Below are 19,904 nucleotides of genomic sequence, written 5' to 3'. Positions count from 1 at the left end.
CCTGAATTGACAATATATAAAGAGTTTATAACAAAGCTGATCATTCATAATTTTACTGCTTCTTTATTAGCTGTATTTGGCGTGGGTTCCGTTCTTATTTTTACTACATTAACAATCACTCCATCTGAAGTCATGCTGCTTATGCTGCTGCTTTTGTGTTCGATTATCTGCATGAGCCTATGTGAATGGGCACTGTTCCGGAAACACATCGCACCGATCAAAAACGTTTTCAAAGAGAGTGATACCTCTTTAGATACACTGGATGCTGCTTTCAGACAGACTCATCGTTTTCCCCTTTTAAGTGTATACAGAATTTTGGGTCCGCATCTTTTTGGGTTTTCTGTTCCTGCATGTATGTTTGGAATCTACCTTATCAACAATAACTTGCTGAATATCCCGCTATCATACATTCTTCCTGCTTTTGCAGTCACTTTTTTAGTTGCGGGCATGCACAGCGTCATTGAATTCTTTTTATGCTCCAAAGCGGTGAAGCCTATGCTTATTACCCTCCGCAATAAAGGTCTGATGCTTTATGGGAAGGATCTTGTACCAGATCGGGAAATCCCCATCTCTTTAAAATCCAAAGTAATGTTCAGCGCCATTTACATTGGTGTATATCCCCTGCTGTTATTTGCTCTTGCTTCACAGCTGCGTTTTAAGGAGAATGTCTCCCCGGGATTGCCTGAATACTGGAGCTGGTCTATGCTGATCGTAATCATGTCTGTGCTGTTTGCAGTGTTTGGTTCTTTTTTGCTGTTTAAAAACATTTCTGAACCTATTGAGAAGCTTCAGGAGGGCATGGCTGAGGTTGAACAGGGGCAATTCCATTACCGGAATGAGGTTTACTCAGATGAATTTGCAACGGTTATCGCAGGTTTTAATAAAATGATACGCGGACTCAAAGAGCGTGATCAGATCAATAATCAGCTTCTCGAAAGTTTGTACACAACACTTGCTTCCGCTCTTGATGCAAGAGATCCTTATACCGCGGGCCACTCCATCAGAGTAGCGGAATACTCCGTTATGATTGGCAGGGAAGCAGGTTTATGCGAAGAAACACTTGATGATTTGAGGAAATCAGCGCTTCTTCATGATATAGGCAAAATCGGCATAAAAGACAGCATTCTCATGAAAGAAGGACGCCTGACAATGGAGGAGTATGAAGAAATAAAAAAACATCCGGTCATAGGCGCCGGAATTCTCCTGAGTGTTCAGCCTGCTGAAATGCTGCGGCCGCTCATACCAGGCGTCAAATATCATCATGAGCGATTTGACGGTCACGGGTACCCTGAAGGTCTTGCCGGAAATGACATTCCTCTTTTCGGAAGGATTATGGCCGTTGCTGATGCCTATGATGCGATGACCTCTGACCGGCCTTACAGAAGGGGGATGCCGTCTGAGACAGCGCTCTCCATTATTAAAGAGGGCCGGGGCACCCAATGGGATCCTGTTTATGCGGATTATTTTCTAAAGATCATGAATTCGTTTTCAGAACGTCAGCTGATGAACGAAAACCGGGAAAACGGGTGATTGATTTTAGATTAAGTTTGCATTTTACACCTGGAAACGTATAATTTAGAATAAGCGAATAACTGTGCAAAGGAGAGAGAAAATGGACGATCAGCGAAATCAGCCGCTTAAACCAACGACAGATAATGTAGCAAAAGCAATCTATATCGTAAACCGCCATGCTAAGACGGCGCCAGACCCGAAATTTTTATATATGCTGAAAAAACGGGCACTTCAAAAACTATTAACAGAAGGAAAAGCAAAAAAAGAAGGACTGCACTTTTCCAATAATCCTAAAAACAGCAAACAACAGTCAGACGTTCTTATATCTGCCGGAGAATATTATTTTCATATGCCTCCCACTAAAGATGACTTCGAAAATCTCCCACATCTCGGTTCACTGAATCAGTCGTACCGAAATCCAAAAATACATTTATCCCTGGCAAAAGCAAAAGCACTGCTTCAGCAGTATGTCGGCGTAAAGGAGTCGGTTTCAAACCGCCCTTCTACCAATAAACCTGCACCTACATACAAAAAACCTGTATTTAAACGCTTGGGCGAGAGCTATTGAAGAAAAATAAGAAAGAGCCATTTCCTCATATGGAAATGGCTCTTTCTCATTTATACTGCAATCTAAAGAATATATTGATCAATCATGGAAACAAGCTCAGCAATTTCAGGTTTGCTTACCTGCCCGTCTGCCCCGACTTTTCTTCCTTTATGTTTAAGATCCTCTGTTATGAGCGAAGAAAAAATGAGAACTGGCAAAACCGCAAGCGTCGTATGTTCCTTGATGCGCTTCGTCAGATGGTGGCCGTCCATTTGCGGCATTTCAATGTCTGTAATCACCAGCTGCACTTCATCTTTTAATGCACCGCCATTACTGCACAGCGTTTGAAGGTAGTCCAGTGCGTCTTTGCCATTTTCAAAAAATTCCAGATTTACAAATCCCGCTTCCTGCAGCGTATCATGCAAAAGCCCTCTGAGTAATGGCGAATCCTCTGCGATGACTATTTTCTTATCTGACCGCTCGCGCTTGCCGAGCTTTTTTATTTGATTTAAATGAATGCCTGATTCCGGATTAATCTCAACAATCAGTTTTTCAAAGTCAGGCAGAAGAATCATTTCGCCGTTCCATTTCACGACTCCTGTAATCTGACTTTCGAGACCCTGGTAAAGCCGGGACGGTTTTTCAATCAGGCTCCAAGAAATCCGGTGAATTTGAGTGACGCCATGCACATGAAAGATGACCTTTTGTTTATTAAATTCCGTCACAATCAGCTTGTCTGCAGAAGAATTCGGATTCTCCCCCAGGCCAAGTGCTTTTGCTGTATCCACTACAGGTAAAACTTCCCCTCTCAGCTCGGTAATGCCTTCAACATTCGGATGGGCATGAGGCACTTTTGTCATAGTCTGAAGCTGGATGATTTCTTTCACTTTAATGACATTAATCCCGAATTTCAGGCCTGCTACAGTAAATTCAACGATTTCAAGCTCATTTGTGCCGCTTTCCAATAATATCTCTGTCTGCTGCATCGTTTTCTTCCTCTCTATAGTTACACATACCTTATATATCGGAACAATTCGATCTTTCTCAACCGGACAATAAAAAAAAGCCTGAGGAAATCTCAGGCTTACGCTTCATTGTCAGGAACAAACATATGGACAGCAAGCCCGATGCCTGCAAGAATCATCAGAGAGCCAATGGCAATCCTGCTTGCAAGATCACCGTAATCTGCAAGAACAAGTGTAATAGTTCCGTAAAGAAGCGGCCCTGCAATGGATGACACCTTGCCGGAAAAGGCAAAAAGCCCAAAGAACTGTCCCCTCTTGTTTTCCGGCGTCAATTCTACAATAAATGTCCTTGACGTGACCCACATAGCTCCAAGAGAAACTCCGAATAAACTTCCAGCAGCCCAGAACATGGCTGCATTAACAGCAAATGCAGCAAATGCCAGTGCTATGACCAGGATGATTCCGACATACATGATGCTATTTTTCGTTCCTGATGCCCTTGTTATATATCCAAAAAGAAAAGAGCCGGCTATGCTTGCCACCGTTGAGACAAGGTACAGCAAAATAAATTCACCTGAAGAAAATCCTACAATGGCCTTAGAATAAACAGCCATCATCGCTACCGCTGTGGCGATGGCATCGTTTAAAAAGAAATAGGCAATCATGAATAAAAAAACGGCTTTATACGTTCTTACTTCCTTAAAGGTCCGGATAATTTCTCTGTAGCCATCCAAAAATCCCGTCTTTTCGGGTTTACCCGCAAAAGGCTTTTCTTTTACAAAGAAAAAAAGCGGAAGTGAAAAGACCAGAAAAAGAAGGGCTGTCGGAATAAATGCCTTATGAAAGCCTGAATCTCCAATAAGCAGATAAACACTAAGGCCGACAAGGGTCCCGACATATCCTACTGCAACACCGAATCCTGATATTAGAGGAATCTGCTTTCCAGTGCCTAAATCAGAAATCATCGTATCATAAAAGATCAGGCTTGAATGGTAAAAGAATTTCGCCATGATAAAGAGCAAAATAACGTACACTAAACCGGCGGGGAGTCCAAACAGCGTATAAGAAAACTCTGTCATTCCAAAAACGCCCATAAGTATGGTGCACAGCACGGTTATTAAGGTAAAAGGAATAATATATGCTTTCTTTTTCCCCGATCTGTCAATTAATACGCCAAACAGCGGAGAAAACAGAACGAGCAGGAAGCTTGCTGCTGCATTGGCATAGGATATGAATGAACTTGCAATCTGATCCAGTCTTTCGTTTGCGCCAATTACTTCCTGAAGATAAAAAGGGAAGAAAATGGTTGTAATATTTGATGAAAAGATGGTGTTCGCAAAATCATACAGCGCCCATGACAGAATGGGGAGCGACAGGTACAGTCTCCATGCCCTCTCCTTTTGCAGAGTCACCGTGTCAGGCTTTTCTAATTGTGCCATTTTGCATCCTCCGTTTTCTTTTTGTATGGTTAACTTCTTTAAATAGGAAGCCGCCACCTGCCCGTTTACAAAAAATTAACGTGAACGACTTCCTGTATGTTTAATAAGAGTCATGATAGGAAAGACTCTCACAGAAAATGACAAATAAAGATAATGCACAAAGTCTTCCCTCTTGGTATAATGCTATATGTGAATCGGCTGATGCCGGTTGAACGGGTTGGGTCGAGGGTTACTTTTTAAGGAAGGGTTAAAAATTGCATAAGTACTTTCAGCTTGAGCAACATGACACGACAGTCAGAAAAGAGCTGCTCGCAGGAATGATTTCCTTTTTTACGATTGTCTACATCGTAGCCGTAAACGGTGCGATCCTGGCTGACGCGGGCATTCCGATTGAAGCAGGCATTATCGCAACCATTCTTACATCTTTCGTTGGCTGCGTACTGATGGGCTTTATTGGAAAAACACCGATAATTCTAGTTCCAGGGATGGGGGTGAATGCGTTATTCACCTACACAATCTGCGGTTCAATGGGACTCTCCTGGCAGGAAGGTCTTGCGGTCGTTTTTGTCTCAGGACTTCTTTTTGCATTTGTTGCATTCACGAAGCTCTCTGGCATCATCAGCGCTTCCATACCTGATTCGCTGAAAGAAGCGATTACGGTCGGAATTGGAATATTCCTCACGTTTATCGGTCTGCAAAAAGGCGGTATTGTCACCGGAAGCGAGACAACGTTTGTCAAATTGGGTGATTTTACAGACCCCCATGTCTTCGTTACGTTGATTACATTAGTGATCACGATTGTGCTCTTTGCCAGAAACATTCCGGGCAATTTCCTGATCAGCATACTTGCCGGTTCAGCAATCGCTGCAGGATTCGGCTTGATTGACAGCTCTAAAAGCAGCGGTGCCTCCTTTTCGGCAGCGTCGTATACTCAGGTTTTTGGCGCCATGTCATTTAATCAGGCAGCAGATCTCGCATTCTGGACGGCCACTTTCTCACTCACGATGGTCATTGTGTTTGAAAACATCGGCCTTGTTCATGGACACGTTAATATGATCAGCAGACAAGACAGGTACAGCAGTTCGCTCAGGGCAAACGCCATATCTGCCATTACAGCGGGTTTATTCGGAACAAGTCCAACAGTAAGCACGGTCGAAACAGCTGCAGGCATTCAGGCAGGCGGACGCACAGGACTGACTGCCATAACAACAGGATTCCTGTTTTTAGGTTCACTGTTCTTTCTGCCATATCTTAAACTGATTCCAGACAGTGCAATTGCCCCTATTTTAATTTTAATCGGCGGGCTGATGATTCAGAATATCCAAAACATCGATCTGAAAGATTTTACGGAAAGCTTTCCGGCCTTTTTGATCATTGCACTCATTCCCCTTACCTACAGCATCGTAGACGGAATGGCCTTTGGATTCATTGCGTATCCAATCTTAAAACTTGCCATGAAACGCACAAACGAAGTAGCGCTGCCGCTCTACATCATCGCGGTGCTGTTTTTGGCGAATTTTATTACACATAGTATATAGAAAAGCAGAGCCTCCCGTTTAGCCCTGACAGGCAGAAAAGAAATCCCCGGAAAAGTCCGGTTTTGACTTTTTCGGGGATTTTGTTCTGACGGAAGGGCTGGGAGGCGGAGCTGGACAATGAGAAAAGCGGAATCGCCCGTTTTGCTCCGGGAGTCCAATACAAAAACCCAGTTCAACTTGAACTGGGTTTTTTACTGCTTCTTAATCATTCTTATCACAATATACAAAGCTGTAAACAGGAATATAGCACCGGCAACGGCGAGGGCCTGCATGAGAAAAGACATCATGATGTCCTGCTTTTCTCCATTTTGTTCAGAAATGCGTCAATCTGTGCTTTATGATGGAGGTCATGATGAATGAACTCTTCCATATAGCCTGCAATGGTAAACGGGTGATCTCCGATGCTGAATTTAAAATCACATTCTTTTCCTGTAAAAGACCGGAATTCCTCAACAACGGCAGACCGCGCTTTTACGAACTCCTGAATAAGCGCCTTCTTCCCAATTCCGCTTTTCGCATACACTGCTGCCCTGCTGTTGACTGCCTCAATATCAGGGAATGGATCTAAAACAGCGTTCATATGTATGTTCTGCAGTCTCTGCTCAAGAGTAAACCTGTCCCATGAAATCAGATGTGAAATCAATTCAGCTACGGACCATTTTCCATGATCTATCGGATGATGCCATAGCTCTTCGCTTGTAAACTCCAATGAGATGACCCAGTTTGTAAAGTCAGAATAATGCTGATACATTTCGTCTAATGTTTTCATCAGTCTCCCCCTTTTCCATTATACATTCTCTCCGAACGTACGTTTCTCCTTCTTATGTCAGTGATTCATTTCCTGATATAATTGAAGGCTAATGATTACGCAGGTGCCCTTTCCAAGCTCACTTTGGTATTCGACTGTGCCGCCCATTTCCCGGATCAGCCTGTTTGTGATCATCGATCCAAGACCGGTGCCTTTTGATTTTGTGGTATAGAACGGCAAACCGAGGTTTTTTCTTACTTCCTCTGTCATTCCTTTTCCGTTATCACTGATGGCAATGCTGATGGTGCCGTCTGCATCATTCGTTATTTTGGTTATTTCTACTTCTCCGCTGTCTTCAATGGATTCAATTGCATTTTTAATCACATTCATGAAAGACTGCTTAAGGAGATGGATGTCCCCATATACTTCATTTCTCCCGTCAGATTCGAAAGACAGGCTGACATTGGAATAATACCCGAGCGGTTTCAGCAGCTCTATGCTGTCTATAAGCACATCATCAATATCAATGTTCGTCATTTCACGATTTCCGGGCTTTGACAGCAGCAGATAATCTGTAATAATTTTGTTTGTCCGGTCCAGTTCTTCCAAAATCAAAGGTGAAAACTTCTTCAGATTTTCATCACCTGTATTCTGCTGTATATATTGGATAAATCCTCTCACCGTTGTGATTGGATTGCGGATCTCATGGGCAATGGCGGCTGCCATTTGGCCAATTGTCGTAAGTTTATCCATATAAACCATTTCATCAAACTGCTTATTTGTTTTTATAAGGCTTTCAATAATATAAATCATCGAAATACATGAAAAGTAAAAGGTCAGGAAATAGACAAAATAAAAAGGAAGCCCCAGAAAATTCATCTTAGAGTAAATGATCAGGATATAGACAGCAAAATAAACGGCAAAAATGATGCTTCCGGACATGTATTTATTGCTTGACTGAAGAAACGCCCTTCTGAACAGCAGTGCCATAACATAGGCAAAGACTGTAACAGCAATCCCGATCAGATAGAACTCTCCTCCGATTAAAAATCTGGCAAAGCATGTTACAATAAGAACAATTCCACCTGATATAAAGCCGGAATACAGGGTAATAATCATTACAACAACCATTCTCAAATCAAAGTTCGTGTCCCCGAGTGTTTCAATCGGGTACGCCATGCAAAGAAGAGCGCCAAATGAGCTGATCAGCCCGTAAATGATTTTCTGTTTTAATGCCTGCTTTTGCGTTGAATGAAACGGAAAAAACAGGTTTGCATTATAGGTTAGGGAAAAAAGAATTGTTATATTAACCAATAGCGGTTTAATCATTTGCAGCACACGTATTCCTCCATAAAGGAACTATTTTTTCAAACACTTTATTTTACAGGATAGAACAGAAAATAGATAGATGGTTCATTTACATTCCTACCGATACCTTTCCCTTTTATCGAATTAGTGAACCTTCATGTAAAATCGTTGCTAAATGGTCAAACTAGACTATATAATCAAAGTAAGCTGATAAAGAAACACAGCTTCGGTAAAGCGAGGTATGCTGTATGTCAATGAAATTGGTCATACTTGGGCTCTTAATGGAACAAAATGCCCATCCCTATGAAATGAAGCAGATTATGGAACAAAGACATATGGACCACTTTATGAAACTGCAGAAAGGCTCCCTGTATTATGCAGTTGAACAGCTTTACAAGAAAGAGCATATTGAAATTGTTGATATTATTAAAGATACGAACAGGCCTGATAAAACGATCTATTCGATTACCGAATCAGGGAAAAAGCTCTTTCACAAAATGATTCTGGACGAACTGTCGAGCGACTCAAATCTGTATCACCCGCTTTTTACGGGCGTTGCTTTTACTCTCCACAGCAATCCTCAGGAAGTGGCAGAAGTTCTTGAAAAGAGAGTGGAGCTGACAAAAAAAAGAGTGGCAGAGCTTGAAGGAATTCTTGATTTATATAAGAGGCTTCCGAGAGCTGTTATTCACTTAATCAGGGGATCAATCCTGCATGGAGAAGCAGAACTTGCCTGGTTAACGGATTTAATTAAAGATGCGCGTGCAGAAAAATTAAACATATTTGGTGGTGCTGATGAAGATTAGATTATTTGAACAAAAAGATCTTGAATCTGTCATCAATTTATATATTGATACAGTCAATGAGATTAATGGCAGAGACTATTCACCTGATCATATCCATGCACTGGCTCCAAAAAGTCGGGATCATTATGAAAATTGGGGAGACCTGCTTTCAGTGAACACAACACTCCTTGCAGTAATAAATAAAAAAATAACAGGTTTTGGCACACTGACGCATAACGGAGACATTCATTTTTTATATGCTCATAAAGACCATCAAAGGACGGGAACCGGATCTGCCCTTCTTGAGGCACTCGAGAAGACGGCAAGAGATTCGGGCCACAAAAAGGTCACTCTCAATACGGGAATTACAGCCCGGCCCTTTTTCTTGAACAGGGGCTACTCCGTTTTAACCGAACACTACGTATCTATTGATCCCATGCTTTTCATTCAGTACAAAATGAAAAAATACCTTTAAACCTCCTGTAAACGATTTCGATTTGGCGATTTTATGACATCTTCTTTTCAGCGGCAGATTTCATTCAAAAACATGGTAGAATTCTAAATGTGTTTTTTGAGTGATCTCTAGTAAAAGAAGGTGTTTTTTCGGTGGGAACCGTAGTGCTGTTTCATGAAAATCAGGATATGACTGTTCTTGAGGATGTTCCTGAAGAAATATATGTGCAATTAAAAGAAAATGCCGGCTCAGAGTCGTGCAGCTGTAAAGTGAACGGCAGAACAATGATTCTTCCTCCCTTTCATTTCGCCGTCTGGCAGGAGCAGATGGATTGGGATTTCGGCTATTAATGTCCCGTACGCAAAAAGGAACACTCAAAGAAGTGTTCCTTTTTGCGTGCTGCTGCGCGAAGTCCTGTATACCATTCACTCCCTTCCCCGTTGATGCATACTGTGTGTTGTAGGCTAATGAGGAGAGGAATGTTTATATGTACAATCCATACGATCGTCAGGGATTTCCAGGTTTTCCGGGAGCAGGCTTTGGTCCTGGAGGAGGTATGCCGCCTGGTCCGCCGCCAGGGTTTGGAGGAGGAGGAACGCAGGCACCGACAGGACCGCCTCCAAGTCAGATCCCACAGCAAAGTCCATCACTTTTTGCAGTAGACCCGGGAGCCATCAGCGGATGTCTTTTCCGGTTTACGTACGTTTGGCTTAACAATGGAAACAGCTTTTGGTTCTACCCGACCTTTGTCGGCAGAACATCCGTCGCAGGGTACAGATGGAGACCGCGCCAATTCAGATGGGACTATTTCGGAATAGACACTCAGCGGATTGCTTCGTTTTCTTGCAGGTAGCCCAGAAAAGCGGAAGCGCCTTGCTTAGCTCCGAAGGACAGAAAAGGCTCCGCCGGAAAAAGCCGATTTTGCTTTTTTTGGCGGAGCCGTTCTGGCCGAGGAGTTAGGCGCTGGAGCTAGACAATGTGCAGAGCGCAATGAACGAAATGACTTCTTAACTCCTAAGCATAGTAAAGAAATCACACGAAAAGCGGACGGCCAAACAGCACGTCCGCTTTTATTTTTATTAATCTCCGATCATCCCTGTATTTTTCATTTCATCAAGCGGATGTTCGATTCTTAAGAACGCTCTGTCTACTGCCATTTTTGCTGAGTTCGCGTAGTGAATTTCCACGGTCCGGCGCTCGTCAAGATAGGCTCCTTCAAATGCGGCTTCCTTCAGTTTCGCCGCCCACCCTCCAGATGTTTCAATAACAACGGCAGGCTTTTTATTCATATAGGCAGCAGACAGCTCTCCCAATGTTCCATTCCCTCCCCTGATCATAATAATCGCATCAGAGGAATGAACCAGCACAAGACTTCTGTAATCAAAGGATAAGCCCGTCGTAATGGGAACGTCCAGGTAATCGTTGGCAACATGTGTCTCATCTCCTGCAAGAATCCCGATGACAAGACCTCCCGCTTCTTTTGCCCCTTTGGACGCCGCCTCCATCACTCCGCTTCCGCCGCCTGTCAGCAGGACAGCATTTCGCTTGGCAATTTCAGCTCCTACTTCTTCACTTATTGCCCGCACTTCTGCAGGAATCTCTCCCGATTGGCCAATAACAGCAATTCTTTTCAAACCATCCACCGCCTCAGTCTTTTCCTTTATTATACTATGATTTTCCTCTTCCTTCTTTTAATTAAACGTAAAAAAACTGCCCGAAGGCAGCGTGTATTTGCGTTACAGCTTTGTTCCTTTATGATACCTGAACCAGCCCATTTTCGCGAAAAAGTAAATCATTCCGGCTGCAATCAGCACCATAATGCCCACAACAATAAAGTAATTGTATTTGCCGGTAAGCTCCGGCATGTACTGAAAGTTCATCCCGTAAAGCCCTGCAATAAATGTGAGCGGAAGGAAGATGGACGAGATGACCGTCAATGTCATCATGACTCTGTTCATTCTGTCTGAACTGATGGATAGATAGCTGTCCCTGATATCCGCGCTCAGCTCCCTGTTCGCATCAATCATTTCGACTAGCTTCAGCAGGTGATCGTATATATCCTGAAAATAAATCTCATCTCTGATATAGGCTTTCAGACTGCTTGAGCTTATCATCCTGTACAGCAGGTCCCGCATTGGGATGATTGTTCTTCTCAGCTTATACAAATCTGTGCGGATATCAAAAACACCTTCCATCAATTCGCTGATCGTCAGATCCTTTGTATTTTCCTCAATCTCATTCAGCAAATCCTCAAGCTTATAGACAGGAGGGAAATATTCATCTACCAGCTGATCCATCAGCTGGTGCATCAGAAGGGAAGGCCCCCCTTCTTTCAGACCTTCGTCCTTTTTCAGCTTAAACCAGATATTGTTCAAATCCCTGATCGGCTTTTTATGGAAAGTAACAGCGTAATTTCTCGCAATAAAAAGATCAAGCTCTTCGGCATCAAGAGTTTTTTGCTGGATGGCATGCATGACAACAAACAGATAGGTATCATAAGTATCAATTTTCGGTCTCTGAACAAACTCCACACAGTCTTCAATAGCTAAAGGATGAAAGCGGAAAAATTTGCTCAGCAGTTTCGTTTCTTCTGCAGTAGGATCCTGAAAATCGACCCAATACCATTTGATTTCGGGTTTTCTCAGTTCTTTAAGGGGCAGGTCATAAACAACCTCCCCGCTGGATTGAACGGCTAATGTACGTATCATTCTGTCACATCTTTCTTTGTAGGTAAATGTATTTTTGACCTTTACCCTTCTTAATATGTTGCTAAACACGCGCAGAATGGGTGAATTAGACTGAATAATTGTGTATGATGGTAGAATAACACGTTATTTGATTACTTAGAAAAAGGATGAACAAGATGGAGCACCTTATTAATCAGCAGGTTAAAAACATTCAGATCTCTGGCATCCGCCAGTTTTTCAATATGGTTTCAGAATTTGAGGATACCATATCACTCACAATCGGCCAGCCGGATTTTTTAACTCCAGCTCATGTAAAAAAAGCCGCCATTGAGGCGATTGATCGCGATTTTACCACGTATACCCATAATGCGGGCTATCCCGAACTCAGAGAAGCTGCCGCTGCTTTTGTAAAAGAAAAGTATGGACTTTCCTATCAAGGAAAAGATGAAGTGATTGTAACAGCCGGTGCCAGTCAGGCCATTGATATTGCATTCAGGACCATCCTTTCTCCGGGAAGCGAAGTCATTCTGCCAGGACCGGTATATCCCGGCTATGAACCAATCATTTCACTGTGCGGAGCCAAAGCGGTGCACGCTGATACAACCGGACACGGGTTTAAATTAACGGCAGAACTGATCAGCAGGCATCTGACTGAAAAAACACGGTGTGTTGTCCTGCCGTATCCATCCAATCCTACAGGCGTTACACTTGATGAGGAAGAGCTTATGAAAATTGCCGAACTGCTTAAAGGCAAAGATCTTTTCATTTTGTCAGATGAAATATACAGTGAACTTGTTTTTGATGGAAAACACCGTTCGATCGCATCTTTCCTGCGTGATCAGACAATCGTCATAAACGGGCTTTCAAAATCACACAGCATGACCGGCTTTCGAATCGGGTTTGTGTTCGCTCCGGCTGCCATCAGCAAGCATCTGCTGAAGGTGCATCAGTATAACATATCCTGTGCATCCTCCATCTCGCAAAAGGCTGCTCTGGAGGCCCTTACTGCAGGCAAAAACGATGCAGCACCTATGAACGGGGAATATTCAAAAAGAATGAACTATGTGTACAGGAGATTGACGGAGATGGGGCTTCCGACTGAAAAGCCGGACGGATCCTTTTACATTTTTCCTAGCATCAAGCATTTCAATGCCTCGTCTTTTGATTTTGCCTATTCTCTTGCAAAGGATGGGGGAGTGGCTGTAGTGCCCGGGAGTGCATTTTCTGCTTTGGGGGAAGGATACATCCGGATCTCTTATGCCTGCAGCTTTGAACAGCTAAAAGAGGCGATGGACCGGTTTGAAAACTATATAAAAAGCCGATAAGATTGGCCAGCGGACGCTATATGCTTCGCTGGCTTTTTGCCTTTCAAGCTTCCGGCAGCTTCAGTGAAAAAACCGTGCCCATTCCAGGCTCGCTCTCAATGCTCATGCTGCCTTTATGATTTTCAATGATTTTATACGTGATCATCAAGCCAAGGCCTGTTCCCTTTTCTTTCGTCGTGTAGAATGGTTCGCCGATTTTTTTCAGGGCTTCTTTAGGTATTCCCTCCCCTTCATCTTTCACATGCACAAAAATGAAACCTTCCGCTTTTTCGAAACGAAGCTGAATGGCTCCTCCTTTAGGCATGGAATCAATCGCATTTTTAAGCAGATTAATGAACACCTGTTTCAGCTGGTTCTGATCACAGTGGATAAACAGCTTTTCTTCCTGGGGAACGGTTTGGATGATGACATTATTCATGATCGCCTGCGTTTCAAGAAGCGTTGCAACATCACTTACCAGAGCAGTTAGGTCCGTTTTTTTCAGGACCCTTTCCTGAGGTTTTGCGAGCATCAGCAGCTCGCTCAGGATCAGTTCAATCCGGTTCAGCTCAGAAAAGACAATTTCGTAGTACCCTTGATCGTGACGGTTTGAAGAATGCATAAGCTGCAAAAACCCCTTGATAGCCGTCAGCGGATTGCGGATTTCATGGGCAATGCCGGCTGCCAGCTGTCCTGCTACGGAAAGTTTTTCAGAGCGAAGCATCAGTTCCTCTGCCTTTTTCCGGTCAGAAATATCCCTTAAAATGACCTGAACGGCCCTTTCGCCAAAATAAGTGGTGGGAATGCAGACCATTTCCGTATATATTGTGCTGCCGTTGTATGTATGCCAGGATTGCTTTGTGACTTCCACTTCAGACTTTTCTTCGACAATACTGCGGAGTTTCTCCCTCACCTGTTCATGATCTTCCTGTTCCAATAAGGCAAAGACGTTTTTGCCGAGCATATCAGGATAGTCTCCAGCTTCAAAAAGCTTTACTCCCGACTCATTAATAAAAACCCATTTGTCTCTGTGAATAACGGCAATGGTATCAATGGAATTCTGAATCAGGAGCTGATACCGTTCCCTGCTTTTCTGAAGGATTTTCTGGAACTTCTTGCGTGATGAAATATCAATCAGAACGACAAGTTCCGCCGGCTTGTTTTTATATATGGCGGGGGCCGCTTTAATTTCCACTTCAACCGGTGTTCCGTCAAGCCTTCTCCACGTTTGTTCAATAAGGCCTACATAGGAGCCCTGCTGCATTCTTTGTATGCGGTTTTTTACAATGTCATGATAATCATGATCGATGATATCAAGAACATCTTTCCCAAGAAGATCTTCTTTTGAGGACCCTCCAAGCAGATCAATAAGGGCCTGATTTACATAGCAAAGCTGACCCTTCTGGGATATAAACAGGGGACATGGCAGTTTCTTCAGCAGTTCTGTCGCATGAACACTGATTTCCTGTGATTCTTCACTTAAGTAGGGATTATTCAGCTGCACACGCCTGGACGGATCTCCATGCTGGCTGGGTTTAGGAATTTTCAGCTTAAGAATAATCTGATTTTCCTCTGCAGCTGCTGTTCTTATAAAATCAATATCAGCTTCCAGCCATAAATAGGTTTCATTCTTTAACATGAAACGAAAGGTGCACGGATGAAGATGATGTTCATTATAAAAATAGCTCTCCACTAAAAAAAGATCGTCTTTATGAACATATTCCTTCAATGTAGTGCCAATCATTTCACTGCTTTTAAAGCCCAGGTGCTCCTCGCTGTTTGCAGACATAAACTGAAACCTGCCGCTGTCGTTCATCACTGCAAACAGCTCTGCCTGCGGCAATACCTGATATTCGCTTTCTGTTTCCTGCTTCATGCATTGCCCCCCCTTAATATGTGAATCACAACACAATTCCGTGCTATCTGCTTTTGGGAAACAGCAGTCAAAATGATCGTCATGCGGGAGCCTGAGAGGAGAAAAATGAAGAAACAAGGAAGCAGATGATCTTCGCCTGCAGAACGTTCGATTTTACTTAACAAAATTCGATTCTGTCTTTCAAAATTCCTTTATGATTTCCTGAAAAAGTTAATTTTTTCTGGAAAGCCAGCGCAGGTTGTCATGATTGATAAACGGCGGTCATAAAAAAAGCAAGCCGGTATGGGATCCGGCCTGCTTTTACCCTTTATATTCACCAGCATTTTTTGAAGCTTTTTCTTTCTTTGCTTTTTCTTTGTGAGCACGGTTTGTAGCGGCACTGCCCAGTTCATTGCTGAACTCAGAGTCCGTTTTGCTTGAGTCAAAGCCTTTTTTGTTCTTCTGATCAGCATCGTTTTTGTTTGTTTTAGACATGTTCTTCCCTCCTTTTACTTACCTTAGTTTTGGCATGCGCGCTTCAATTATGTGTAGAGTTTTCGTTTTCACCCTCAAAGGATTTCAGCATATTCACCGCATGTGTGACAACGCCGCCTGACCTTAAAAGCGCTGCTGTTATTGCCGCTTCCGCCAGTTCTTCCTTAGAGCAGCCTTCCTGTTTGGCACCTGCTGTATGGGAGGCAATGCAATAGGGACATTCTGACGTGTGCGCCACCGCCACTGCAATCAGCTGCTTTTGTTTGGCTGAAAGCTTGCCCGCAGCCATTGCCTTAGAAAAAAAAGCATGGGCCGAAGCCCCGATTTCCGGAGTCAAATCGGTCATCGTTTTTAAATCAGCAAGATCAGAGCTTTTATAAAATGCATCTGCAGCATCTCCGTCGTATGCCCTGTGCATCTGCATTCTATGGGCATAGGCACCGCCTGCTTCGATTGCAGCCGAGACCATAACTGCTTCAAATAATTCCTCCGCACTTGCCCCTTCTTTCTTTGCTTTTTTCGTATGAAAATCAATGCAATATGGACATTCCGTTGCATGAGAAACAGCGACAGCAATGATTTCCTTGTCCTTTTTCGTTAAATGTCCGTCACTCAGCACCGCTTTGCTGAATGCAGTATATGACTGATAAAGCTCAGGCGCAAGATCAGGAAACCTCTTCATAAGCTGAATGTTTTCGGGAGAGTAAAATCCCATGTGATCCCTCATTTCTTTGATTTAACCTATTTTTTCCTACTATATAACGGGCTACTCAGATTTCAGAAAAAAAGGCAAAGAAAAAAGCCTTCCTTTGAAGGAAAGCTGGAGTCTGCCTGTTATTCCTGCCCGGCTTCTTCCTGCGAAGAGGCATCAGCCGAACTGTCTGCATCCTGATTCTGCGGTTTAGGATCAAGGTTTGCATAGGCTTCGATCGCGCGCTTGGCGATATTTTTGTTTACAGGATGCCCTGCCCGCAGCCCAGTATAAGGAACCAATACACTGATAGCCACTTCAGGCTTTGATGCAGGATAATACCCTACGAAAGCTAAATTATTTGTAGCAGTACCCCAATATGCTTTTTTGCTCAGTTCACCATAGTAGCTAGTTTGAGACGTTCCGGTTTTCCCTGCTACGTCAAATTTGCCAAAAACTCCTGCTGCGGTACCGCCAGATTTGGTGACGGCTTCAAATCCACGCTGTACTTGTCTTATATCTTCAGGTGAGTTATTAATGCGATTCAAAATAGTTGTATTATGTTCCGTTACAATCGGTCCAAGCTGTTTTTCTTCATTCGGTGAATGTATGCTTGTTACAATCCGCGGTTCGACACGGTAACCGCCATTAGCTATAACGGATACGTACTGAGCCATTTGAAGCGGAGTATACGTATCAAACTGGCCGATTGCCATATCGACAAGCTTACCCGGATCACTTGAACTTGTTTGAAGACCGATTGATTCGTTAGGAAGATCTATTCCTGTCGGCACACCAAGTCCGAACTGGCTGTAATAGTTCCGGAGACGCTGATAATCGCTAGATGAAATATCAAGAGGTCCGTTTGGAACGTATGTCTCCCCTGCAATTTCAAGAGCAATCCTGAACATATATACGTTGGAACTTTTTTGGAGTGCTGTTATGTCAGAGACAGGTCCCATATTTCTAACGGATTTTTTATCTTTGGCACCTTTTAGCTTTAATGGCGTATCAACATAGTAAGTTCCTCTTGGAATTCCATGTTGATATCCAGCCAAAACAGTTGCCCCTTTAATGGTAGAGCCTATTTCATACTGAGTTGTAAAGTTCCCTACAATATAATCGTTTACTTTCCCCTCTTCAAAACTGTACTTCTTACCCGACATGGCAAGCACGTCGCCTGTATGAGGGTCCATCATGACCGCAAAGGCTCTGTCCACGAGGTAATTTCCGGATTTTCCGCGGGCTACTCTTAGTTCTTCTTCGACAATTTGATCGAGCTGCTTCTGCAGGTCAAGGTCAAAGGACAGTTTTAAATCATAGCCGCGTCTCCCTTCATCGATTAGTGATTCGGAAATGACATTGCCGCTTGTGTCCGTCACATATTGCACTTTTGATTTTCTCGGATTCAGATAATCTTCGTATTGATACTCAAGGTTGCTTCGCCCAACCCGTTCGTTGCGAGCATATCCGCGGGCTGTGTAATATGATTTTCTTGCTTCGAGAATTCCCTGCTTAGGAGTTGTCACACTTCCGAACACTCCTGTCAGCAGGTCGCCGTTAGGATAGGAGCGTTTCCAGTCCGTGATAATATCCACCCCGGGAAGATCTTCAAGATTTTCAGCCACTCGGGTCAGCTCGTCCTTTGTCAGCTCTTCGCCTTTCGTCAGCCCTGTAGCTGTTACGATTTGGGGCTCATAGGCATAGCCGGAAGAAAAACGGGTATAAAGAGCCGCTATTTTAAGTTCTGCAGGATTTGCTTGTAATGCTTTCAGTTCTTTTTCAGGTACCCGGTCAATCTGAAGCTTATAGGTTTCACTGCCTTTTTTCGATTTTTCCTTTTCGGTTAAAAGGTCTGCTGCCTCTTCAGAATTCGCTGCCACCCAGTAGTCCTTCAAATCCCGTTCCTTCAGAAAATCGGATGGAACGTCAATTAATGAAGCCAGTTTCGCAGCAGTCTCGAGCTTGTCTTTTGCTTTGGTTGTTTTTTCAACCGTATACGTAATCGCGTCTACACCGATGTTTTCAACAAGGACATTTCCATTCCTGTCATACATCTTGCCCCGAGGTGCAGGGAAGCTGGCATAGTTTGACTCTGTGCGGCTGACTTCCTTGGAAAATTCCTCTCCCTGGACAATCTGCACAACACCTAGCCGGATAATAAGTGCTACAAACAGCAAAAACACAAAGAAAAAGAAAACGTTGATGCGGATTAAGCGTTTTTTCTTTAATTTCCGCAGATCCGCCTGACTATTGCCTTGCTCAGTCAACGCAGTTTATCTCCTTTCAAAATCGGATTCATCCGATTGTGGGTTCATTCATCTAATTACAACCCTATTGTAACACTTGTGTAATACTTGTTACACAAAAATGGGGGTAAATTTTTTGTCAAGAAACAATTCAATGAAAAAGTTAGTTTTGCTGGATAATGCTAGAAATCATCAGCCCAGTCTATGCTTGGCCTCACAGCTGTTCAAACCGATGCAAAGTCTTTTCTGTCAGGTTTTTTCGAGACTTACAAAATGTAAGGACGATAGGATAGCATTTTGCAAGACTGTCAATGGAAAGCACTGGCTGATATATTACAAGAATCGTGTGTTACGATATGTGTGTAGCAAGGAACACAACAAAAAAAACTCTTAGGAGGAATTTTTTCATGAAAAAGAAGTCTATTGCACTTTCAGTCGCAGCAGCAGCTACTATTTTTACATTTAATGCGGGTGGACAAACTGCAGATGCAGCAGCTCCACAGCAATCAAATATGCAAGTTAAAGCTTACCAAATTGCCGGTCAAAACTGCAATTTAAATCAGGAACAAACACAGGATATGCTGAAAAACATCAACAATCCTGAGCTTCAAAAAATGGTTGAAGAGCAGCTGAACCAGTTTAAAGCACAGCAAGGACAGGCTGCACCGCAGGCACCTCAGCAAGAGCAAGCTCCAGCACCTAAGCAAGAAGCAGCTCCAGCACCTAAGCAAGAAGCAGCTCCAGCACCTAAGCAAGAAGCAGCTCCAGCACCTAAGCAAGAAGCAGCTCCAGCACCTAAGCAAGAAGCAGCTCCAGCACCTAAGCAAGAAGCAGCTCCAGCACCTAAGCAAGAAGCAGCTCCAGCACCTGCACAGCAGCAGGCACCTGAAGCAAAAGAAGAAGCTCCAAAGCAAGAGCAAACTCAGGCTGCAGTAAGTGAATTCGAGAAAAAAGTTGTAGAACTTACGAATGCAGAGCGTGAAAAGCAAGGTCTTAAACCGCTTCAGCTTGACGAAGAACTAAGCAAAGTAGCTAAAGAAAAGTCTAAAGACATGCAAAGCAAGAACTACTTTGACCACAACAGCCCAACTTACGGATCACCATTTGATATGATGAAAAAGTTCGGCGTTGAGTATACAACTGCAGGCGAAAACATTGCAAAAGGACAAGCTTCTCCTGAAGAAGTTGTTCAAGCATGGATGAACTCTGAAGGTCACCGCAAAAACATCATGAACGCTGACTTCACACACATCGGTGTGGGCCACGTTGAAGAAGGCAACTACTGGACTCAAATGTTCATCGGAAAATAATAGAGTTTGAACGTCAT

19 protein-coding genes are annotated in these 19,904 nt (G+C 43.4%); 9 read left to right on the top strand and 10 right to left on the bottom strand.

The features are described from left to right. The first annotated feature begins 6 nt into the window (after window positions 1-6). A complete protein-coding gene (locus ACTSEZ_RS03525; protein ID WP_369732826.1) occupies window positions 7-1,530 on the top strand; it encodes an HD domain-containing phosphohydrolase in 1,524 nt (507 codons plus the stop codon). Window positions 1,531-1,612: 82 nt separating this feature from the next. Further along, entirely contained in the window at window positions 1,613-2,080 is a 468-nt protein-coding gene (locus ACTSEZ_RS03520; protein WP_369732825.1) for a YkyB family protein, read from the top strand. A gap of 62 nt (window positions 2,081-2,142) precedes the next feature. Here ACTSEZ_RS03520 and ACTSEZ_RS03515 read toward each other — a convergent pair whose 3' ends face one another. Together ACTSEZ_RS03515 and ACTSEZ_RS03510 are read right to left on the bottom strand one after the other, a co-directional pair. Further along, a complete protein-coding gene (locus ACTSEZ_RS03515; protein ID WP_369732824.1) occupies window positions 2,143-3,045 on the bottom strand; it encodes a chemotaxis protein in 903 nt (300 codons plus the stop codon). A gap of 98 nt (window positions 3,046-3,143) precedes the next feature. Continuing rightward, window positions 3,144-4,463, bottom strand: coding sequence for an MFS transporter (locus tag ACTSEZ_RS03510; protein WP_369732823.1), 1,320 nt, complete (start codon window positions 4,461-4,463; stop codon window positions 3,144-3,146). Window positions 4,464-4,717: 254 nt separating this feature from the next. On the opposite strand from ACTSEZ_RS03510, the gene ACTSEZ_RS03505 reads away from it, so the two are divergent. Beyond that, window positions 4,718-6,001 carry an NCS2 family permease gene (locus ACTSEZ_RS03505; RefSeq protein WP_369732822.1) on the top strand — a complete coding sequence of 428 codons (1,284 nt, stop codon included), beginning with the start codon at window positions 4,718-4,720 and terminating at the stop codon, window positions 5,999-6,001. A 283-nt stretch (window positions 6,002-6,284) separates the two neighbouring features. Here the strand turns inward: ACTSEZ_RS03505 and ACTSEZ_RS03500 are convergent, their stop codons facing one another. Then, entirely contained in the window at window positions 6,285-6,770 is a 486-nt protein-coding gene (locus tag ACTSEZ_RS03500; protein ID WP_369732821.1) for a DinB family protein, read from the bottom strand. Window positions 6,771-6,827: 57 nt separating this feature from the next. Continuing rightward, window positions 6,828-8,078: an ATP-binding protein gene (locus tag ACTSEZ_RS03495; protein ID WP_369733076.1), complete on the bottom strand. Its 1,251-nt coding sequence runs from the start codon at window positions 8,076-8,078 to the stop codon at window positions 6,828-6,830. Between the two features lie 227 nt (window positions 8,079-8,305). Here ACTSEZ_RS03495 and ACTSEZ_RS03490 point away from each other — a divergent pair, with 227 nt between their 5' ends. The 4 genes from ACTSEZ_RS03490 to ACTSEZ_RS03475 all read left to right on the top strand — a co-directional run bounded on the left by ACTSEZ_RS03490 (window position 8,306) and on the right by ACTSEZ_RS03475 (window position 10,149). Continuing rightward, entirely contained in the window at window positions 8,306-8,863 is a 558-nt protein-coding gene (locus ACTSEZ_RS03490) for a PadR family transcriptional regulator (protein WP_369732820.1), read from the top strand. Further along, complete coding sequence (locus ACTSEZ_RS03485; protein WP_369732819.1) at window positions 8,853-9,317, top strand: GNAT family N-acetyltransferase; 465 nt, start codon at window positions 8,853-8,855, stop codon at window positions 9,315-9,317. Before ACTSEZ_RS03490 ends, ACTSEZ_RS03485 begins: the two co-directional genes overlap by 11 nt. A 131-nt stretch (window positions 9,318-9,448) precedes the next feature. After that, window positions 9,449-9,646: a protein YkzT gene (locus ACTSEZ_RS03480; RefSeq protein WP_369732818.1), complete on the top strand. Its 198-nt coding sequence runs from the start codon at window positions 9,449-9,451 to the stop codon at window positions 9,644-9,646. 206 nt (window positions 9,647-9,852) lie between these two features. Next, a complete protein-coding gene (locus ACTSEZ_RS03475) occupies window positions 9,853-10,149 on the top strand; it encodes a transporter (protein WP_369733075.1) in 297 nt (98 codons plus the stop codon). A gap of 226 nt (window positions 10,150-10,375) precedes the next feature. Here ACTSEZ_RS03475 and ACTSEZ_RS03470 read toward each other — a convergent pair whose 3' ends face one another. Together ACTSEZ_RS03470 and corA are read right to left on the bottom strand one after the other, a co-directional pair. Continuing rightward, entirely contained in the window at window positions 10,376-10,939 is a 564-nt protein-coding gene (locus ACTSEZ_RS03470; RefSeq protein WP_369732817.1) for a TIGR00725 family protein, read from the bottom strand. A 93-nt stretch (window positions 10,940-11,032) separates the two neighbouring features. Beyond that, entirely contained in the window at window positions 11,033-12,004 is a 972-nt protein-coding gene (gene corA / locus ACTSEZ_RS03465) for a magnesium/cobalt transporter CorA (RefSeq protein ID WP_369732816.1), read from the bottom strand. A 155-nt stretch (window positions 12,005-12,159) separates the two neighbouring features. On the opposite strand from corA, the gene ACTSEZ_RS03460 reads away from it, so the two are divergent. Continuing rightward, the gene (locus ACTSEZ_RS03460) at window positions 12,160-13,308 is read left to right on the top strand and encodes an aminotransferase A (protein ID WP_369732815.1); all 1,149 of its coding nucleotides are present in this window, start codon (window positions 12,160-12,162) and stop codon (window positions 13,306-13,308) included. 43 nt (window positions 13,309-13,351) lie between these two features. Here ACTSEZ_RS03460 and ACTSEZ_RS03455 read toward each other — a convergent pair whose 3' ends face one another. From ACTSEZ_RS03455 to ACTSEZ_RS03440, 4 genes are all read right to left on the bottom strand, one after another. Beyond that, the gene (locus ACTSEZ_RS03455) at window positions 13,352-15,163 is read right to left on the bottom strand and encodes a PAS domain S-box protein (RefSeq protein ID WP_369732814.1); all 1,812 of its coding nucleotides are present in this window, start codon (window positions 15,161-15,163) and stop codon (window positions 13,352-13,354) included. A gap of 300 nt (window positions 15,164-15,463) precedes the next feature. Further along, a complete protein-coding gene (locus ACTSEZ_RS03450) occupies window positions 15,464-15,637 on the bottom strand; it encodes a hypothetical protein (protein WP_369732813.1) in 174 nt (57 codons plus the stop codon). A 43-nt stretch (window positions 15,638-15,680) separates the two neighbouring features. Further along, the gene (locus tag ACTSEZ_RS03445) at window positions 15,681-16,352 is read right to left on the bottom strand and encodes a carboxymuconolactone decarboxylase family protein (protein WP_369732812.1); all 672 of its coding nucleotides are present in this window, start codon (window positions 16,350-16,352) and stop codon (window positions 15,681-15,683) included. 119 nt (window positions 16,353-16,471) lie between these two features. Next, window positions 16,472-18,598 (bottom strand): peptidoglycan D,D-transpeptidase FtsI family protein, encoded by a 2,127-nt coding sequence (locus ACTSEZ_RS03440; RefSeq protein WP_369732811.1) that lies wholly within the window; start codon window positions 18,596-18,598, stop codon window positions 16,472-16,474. Between the two features lie 386 nt (window positions 18,599-18,984). Here ACTSEZ_RS03440 and ACTSEZ_RS03435 point away from each other — a divergent pair, with 386 nt between their 5' ends. Beyond that, the gene (locus ACTSEZ_RS03435) at window positions 18,985-19,887 is read left to right on the top strand and encodes a CAP domain-containing protein (protein ID WP_369732810.1); all 903 of its coding nucleotides are present in this window, start codon (window positions 18,985-18,987) and stop codon (window positions 19,885-19,887) included. Window positions 19,888-19,904 lie beyond the last annotated feature (17 nt).

Source organism: Metabacillus mesotrionivorans, from assembly GCF_052171315.1.
Classification (GTDB): domain Bacteria; phylum Bacillota; class Bacilli; order Bacillales; family Bacillaceae; genus Bacillus_P.
This window is presented reverse-complemented; position numbering and strand designations above follow the sequence as displayed.

Excerpts from the sequence above, each read along its gene's own strand:
- ACTSEZ_RS03435 (WP_369732810.1), top strand. The coding sequence starts at position 18,985 with ATGAAAAAGAAGTCTATTGCACTTTCAGTCGCAGCAGCAGCTACTATT.
- ACTSEZ_RS03500 (WP_369732821.1), bottom strand. The coding sequence starts at position 6,770 with ATGAAAACATTAGACGAAATGTATCAGCATTATTCTGACTTTACAAAC.
- ACTSEZ_RS03490 (WP_369732820.1), top strand. The coding sequence starts at position 8,306 with ATGTCAATGAAATTGGTCATACTTGGGCTCTTAATGGAACAAAATGCC.
- ACTSEZ_RS03450 (WP_369732813.1), bottom strand. The coding sequence starts at position 15,637 with ATGTCTAAAACAAACAAAAACGATGCTGATCAGAAGAACAAAAAAGGC.
- corA (WP_369732816.1), bottom strand. The coding sequence starts at position 12,004 with ATGATACGTACATTAGCCGTTCAATCCAGCGGGGAGGTTGTTTATGAC.
- ACTSEZ_RS03485 (WP_369732819.1), top strand. The coding sequence starts at position 8,853 with ATGAAGATTAGATTATTTGAACAAAAAGATCTTGAATCTGTCATCAAT.
- ACTSEZ_RS03515 (WP_369732824.1), bottom strand. The coding sequence starts at position 3,045 with ATGCAGCAGACAGAGATATTATTGGAAAGCGGCACAAATGAGCTTGAA.
- ACTSEZ_RS03460 (WP_369732815.1), top strand. The coding sequence starts at position 12,160 with ATGGAGCACCTTATTAATCAGCAGGTTAAAAACATTCAGATCTCTGGC.
- ACTSEZ_RS03475 (WP_369733075.1), top strand. The coding sequence starts at position 9,853 with ATGCCGCCTGGTCCGCCGCCAGGGTTTGGAGGAGGAGGAACGCAGGCA.
- ACTSEZ_RS03445 (WP_369732812.1), bottom strand. The coding sequence starts at position 16,352 with ATGGGATTTTACTCTCCCGAAAACATTCAGCTTATGAAGAGGTTTCCT.
- ACTSEZ_RS03510 (WP_369732823.1), bottom strand. The coding sequence starts at position 4,463 with ATGGCACAATTAGAAAAGCCTGACACGGTGACTCTGCAAAAGGAGAGG.
- ACTSEZ_RS03520 (WP_369732825.1), top strand. The coding sequence starts at position 1,613 with ATGGACGATCAGCGAAATCAGCCGCTTAAACCAACGACAGATAATGTA.
- ACTSEZ_RS03455 (WP_369732814.1), bottom strand. The coding sequence starts at position 15,163 with ATGAAGCAGGAAACAGAAAGCGAATATCAGGTATTGCCGCAGGCAGAG.
- ACTSEZ_RS03495 (WP_369733076.1), bottom strand. The coding sequence starts at position 8,078 with ATGATTAAACCGCTATTGGTTAATATAACAATTCTTTTTTCCCTAACC.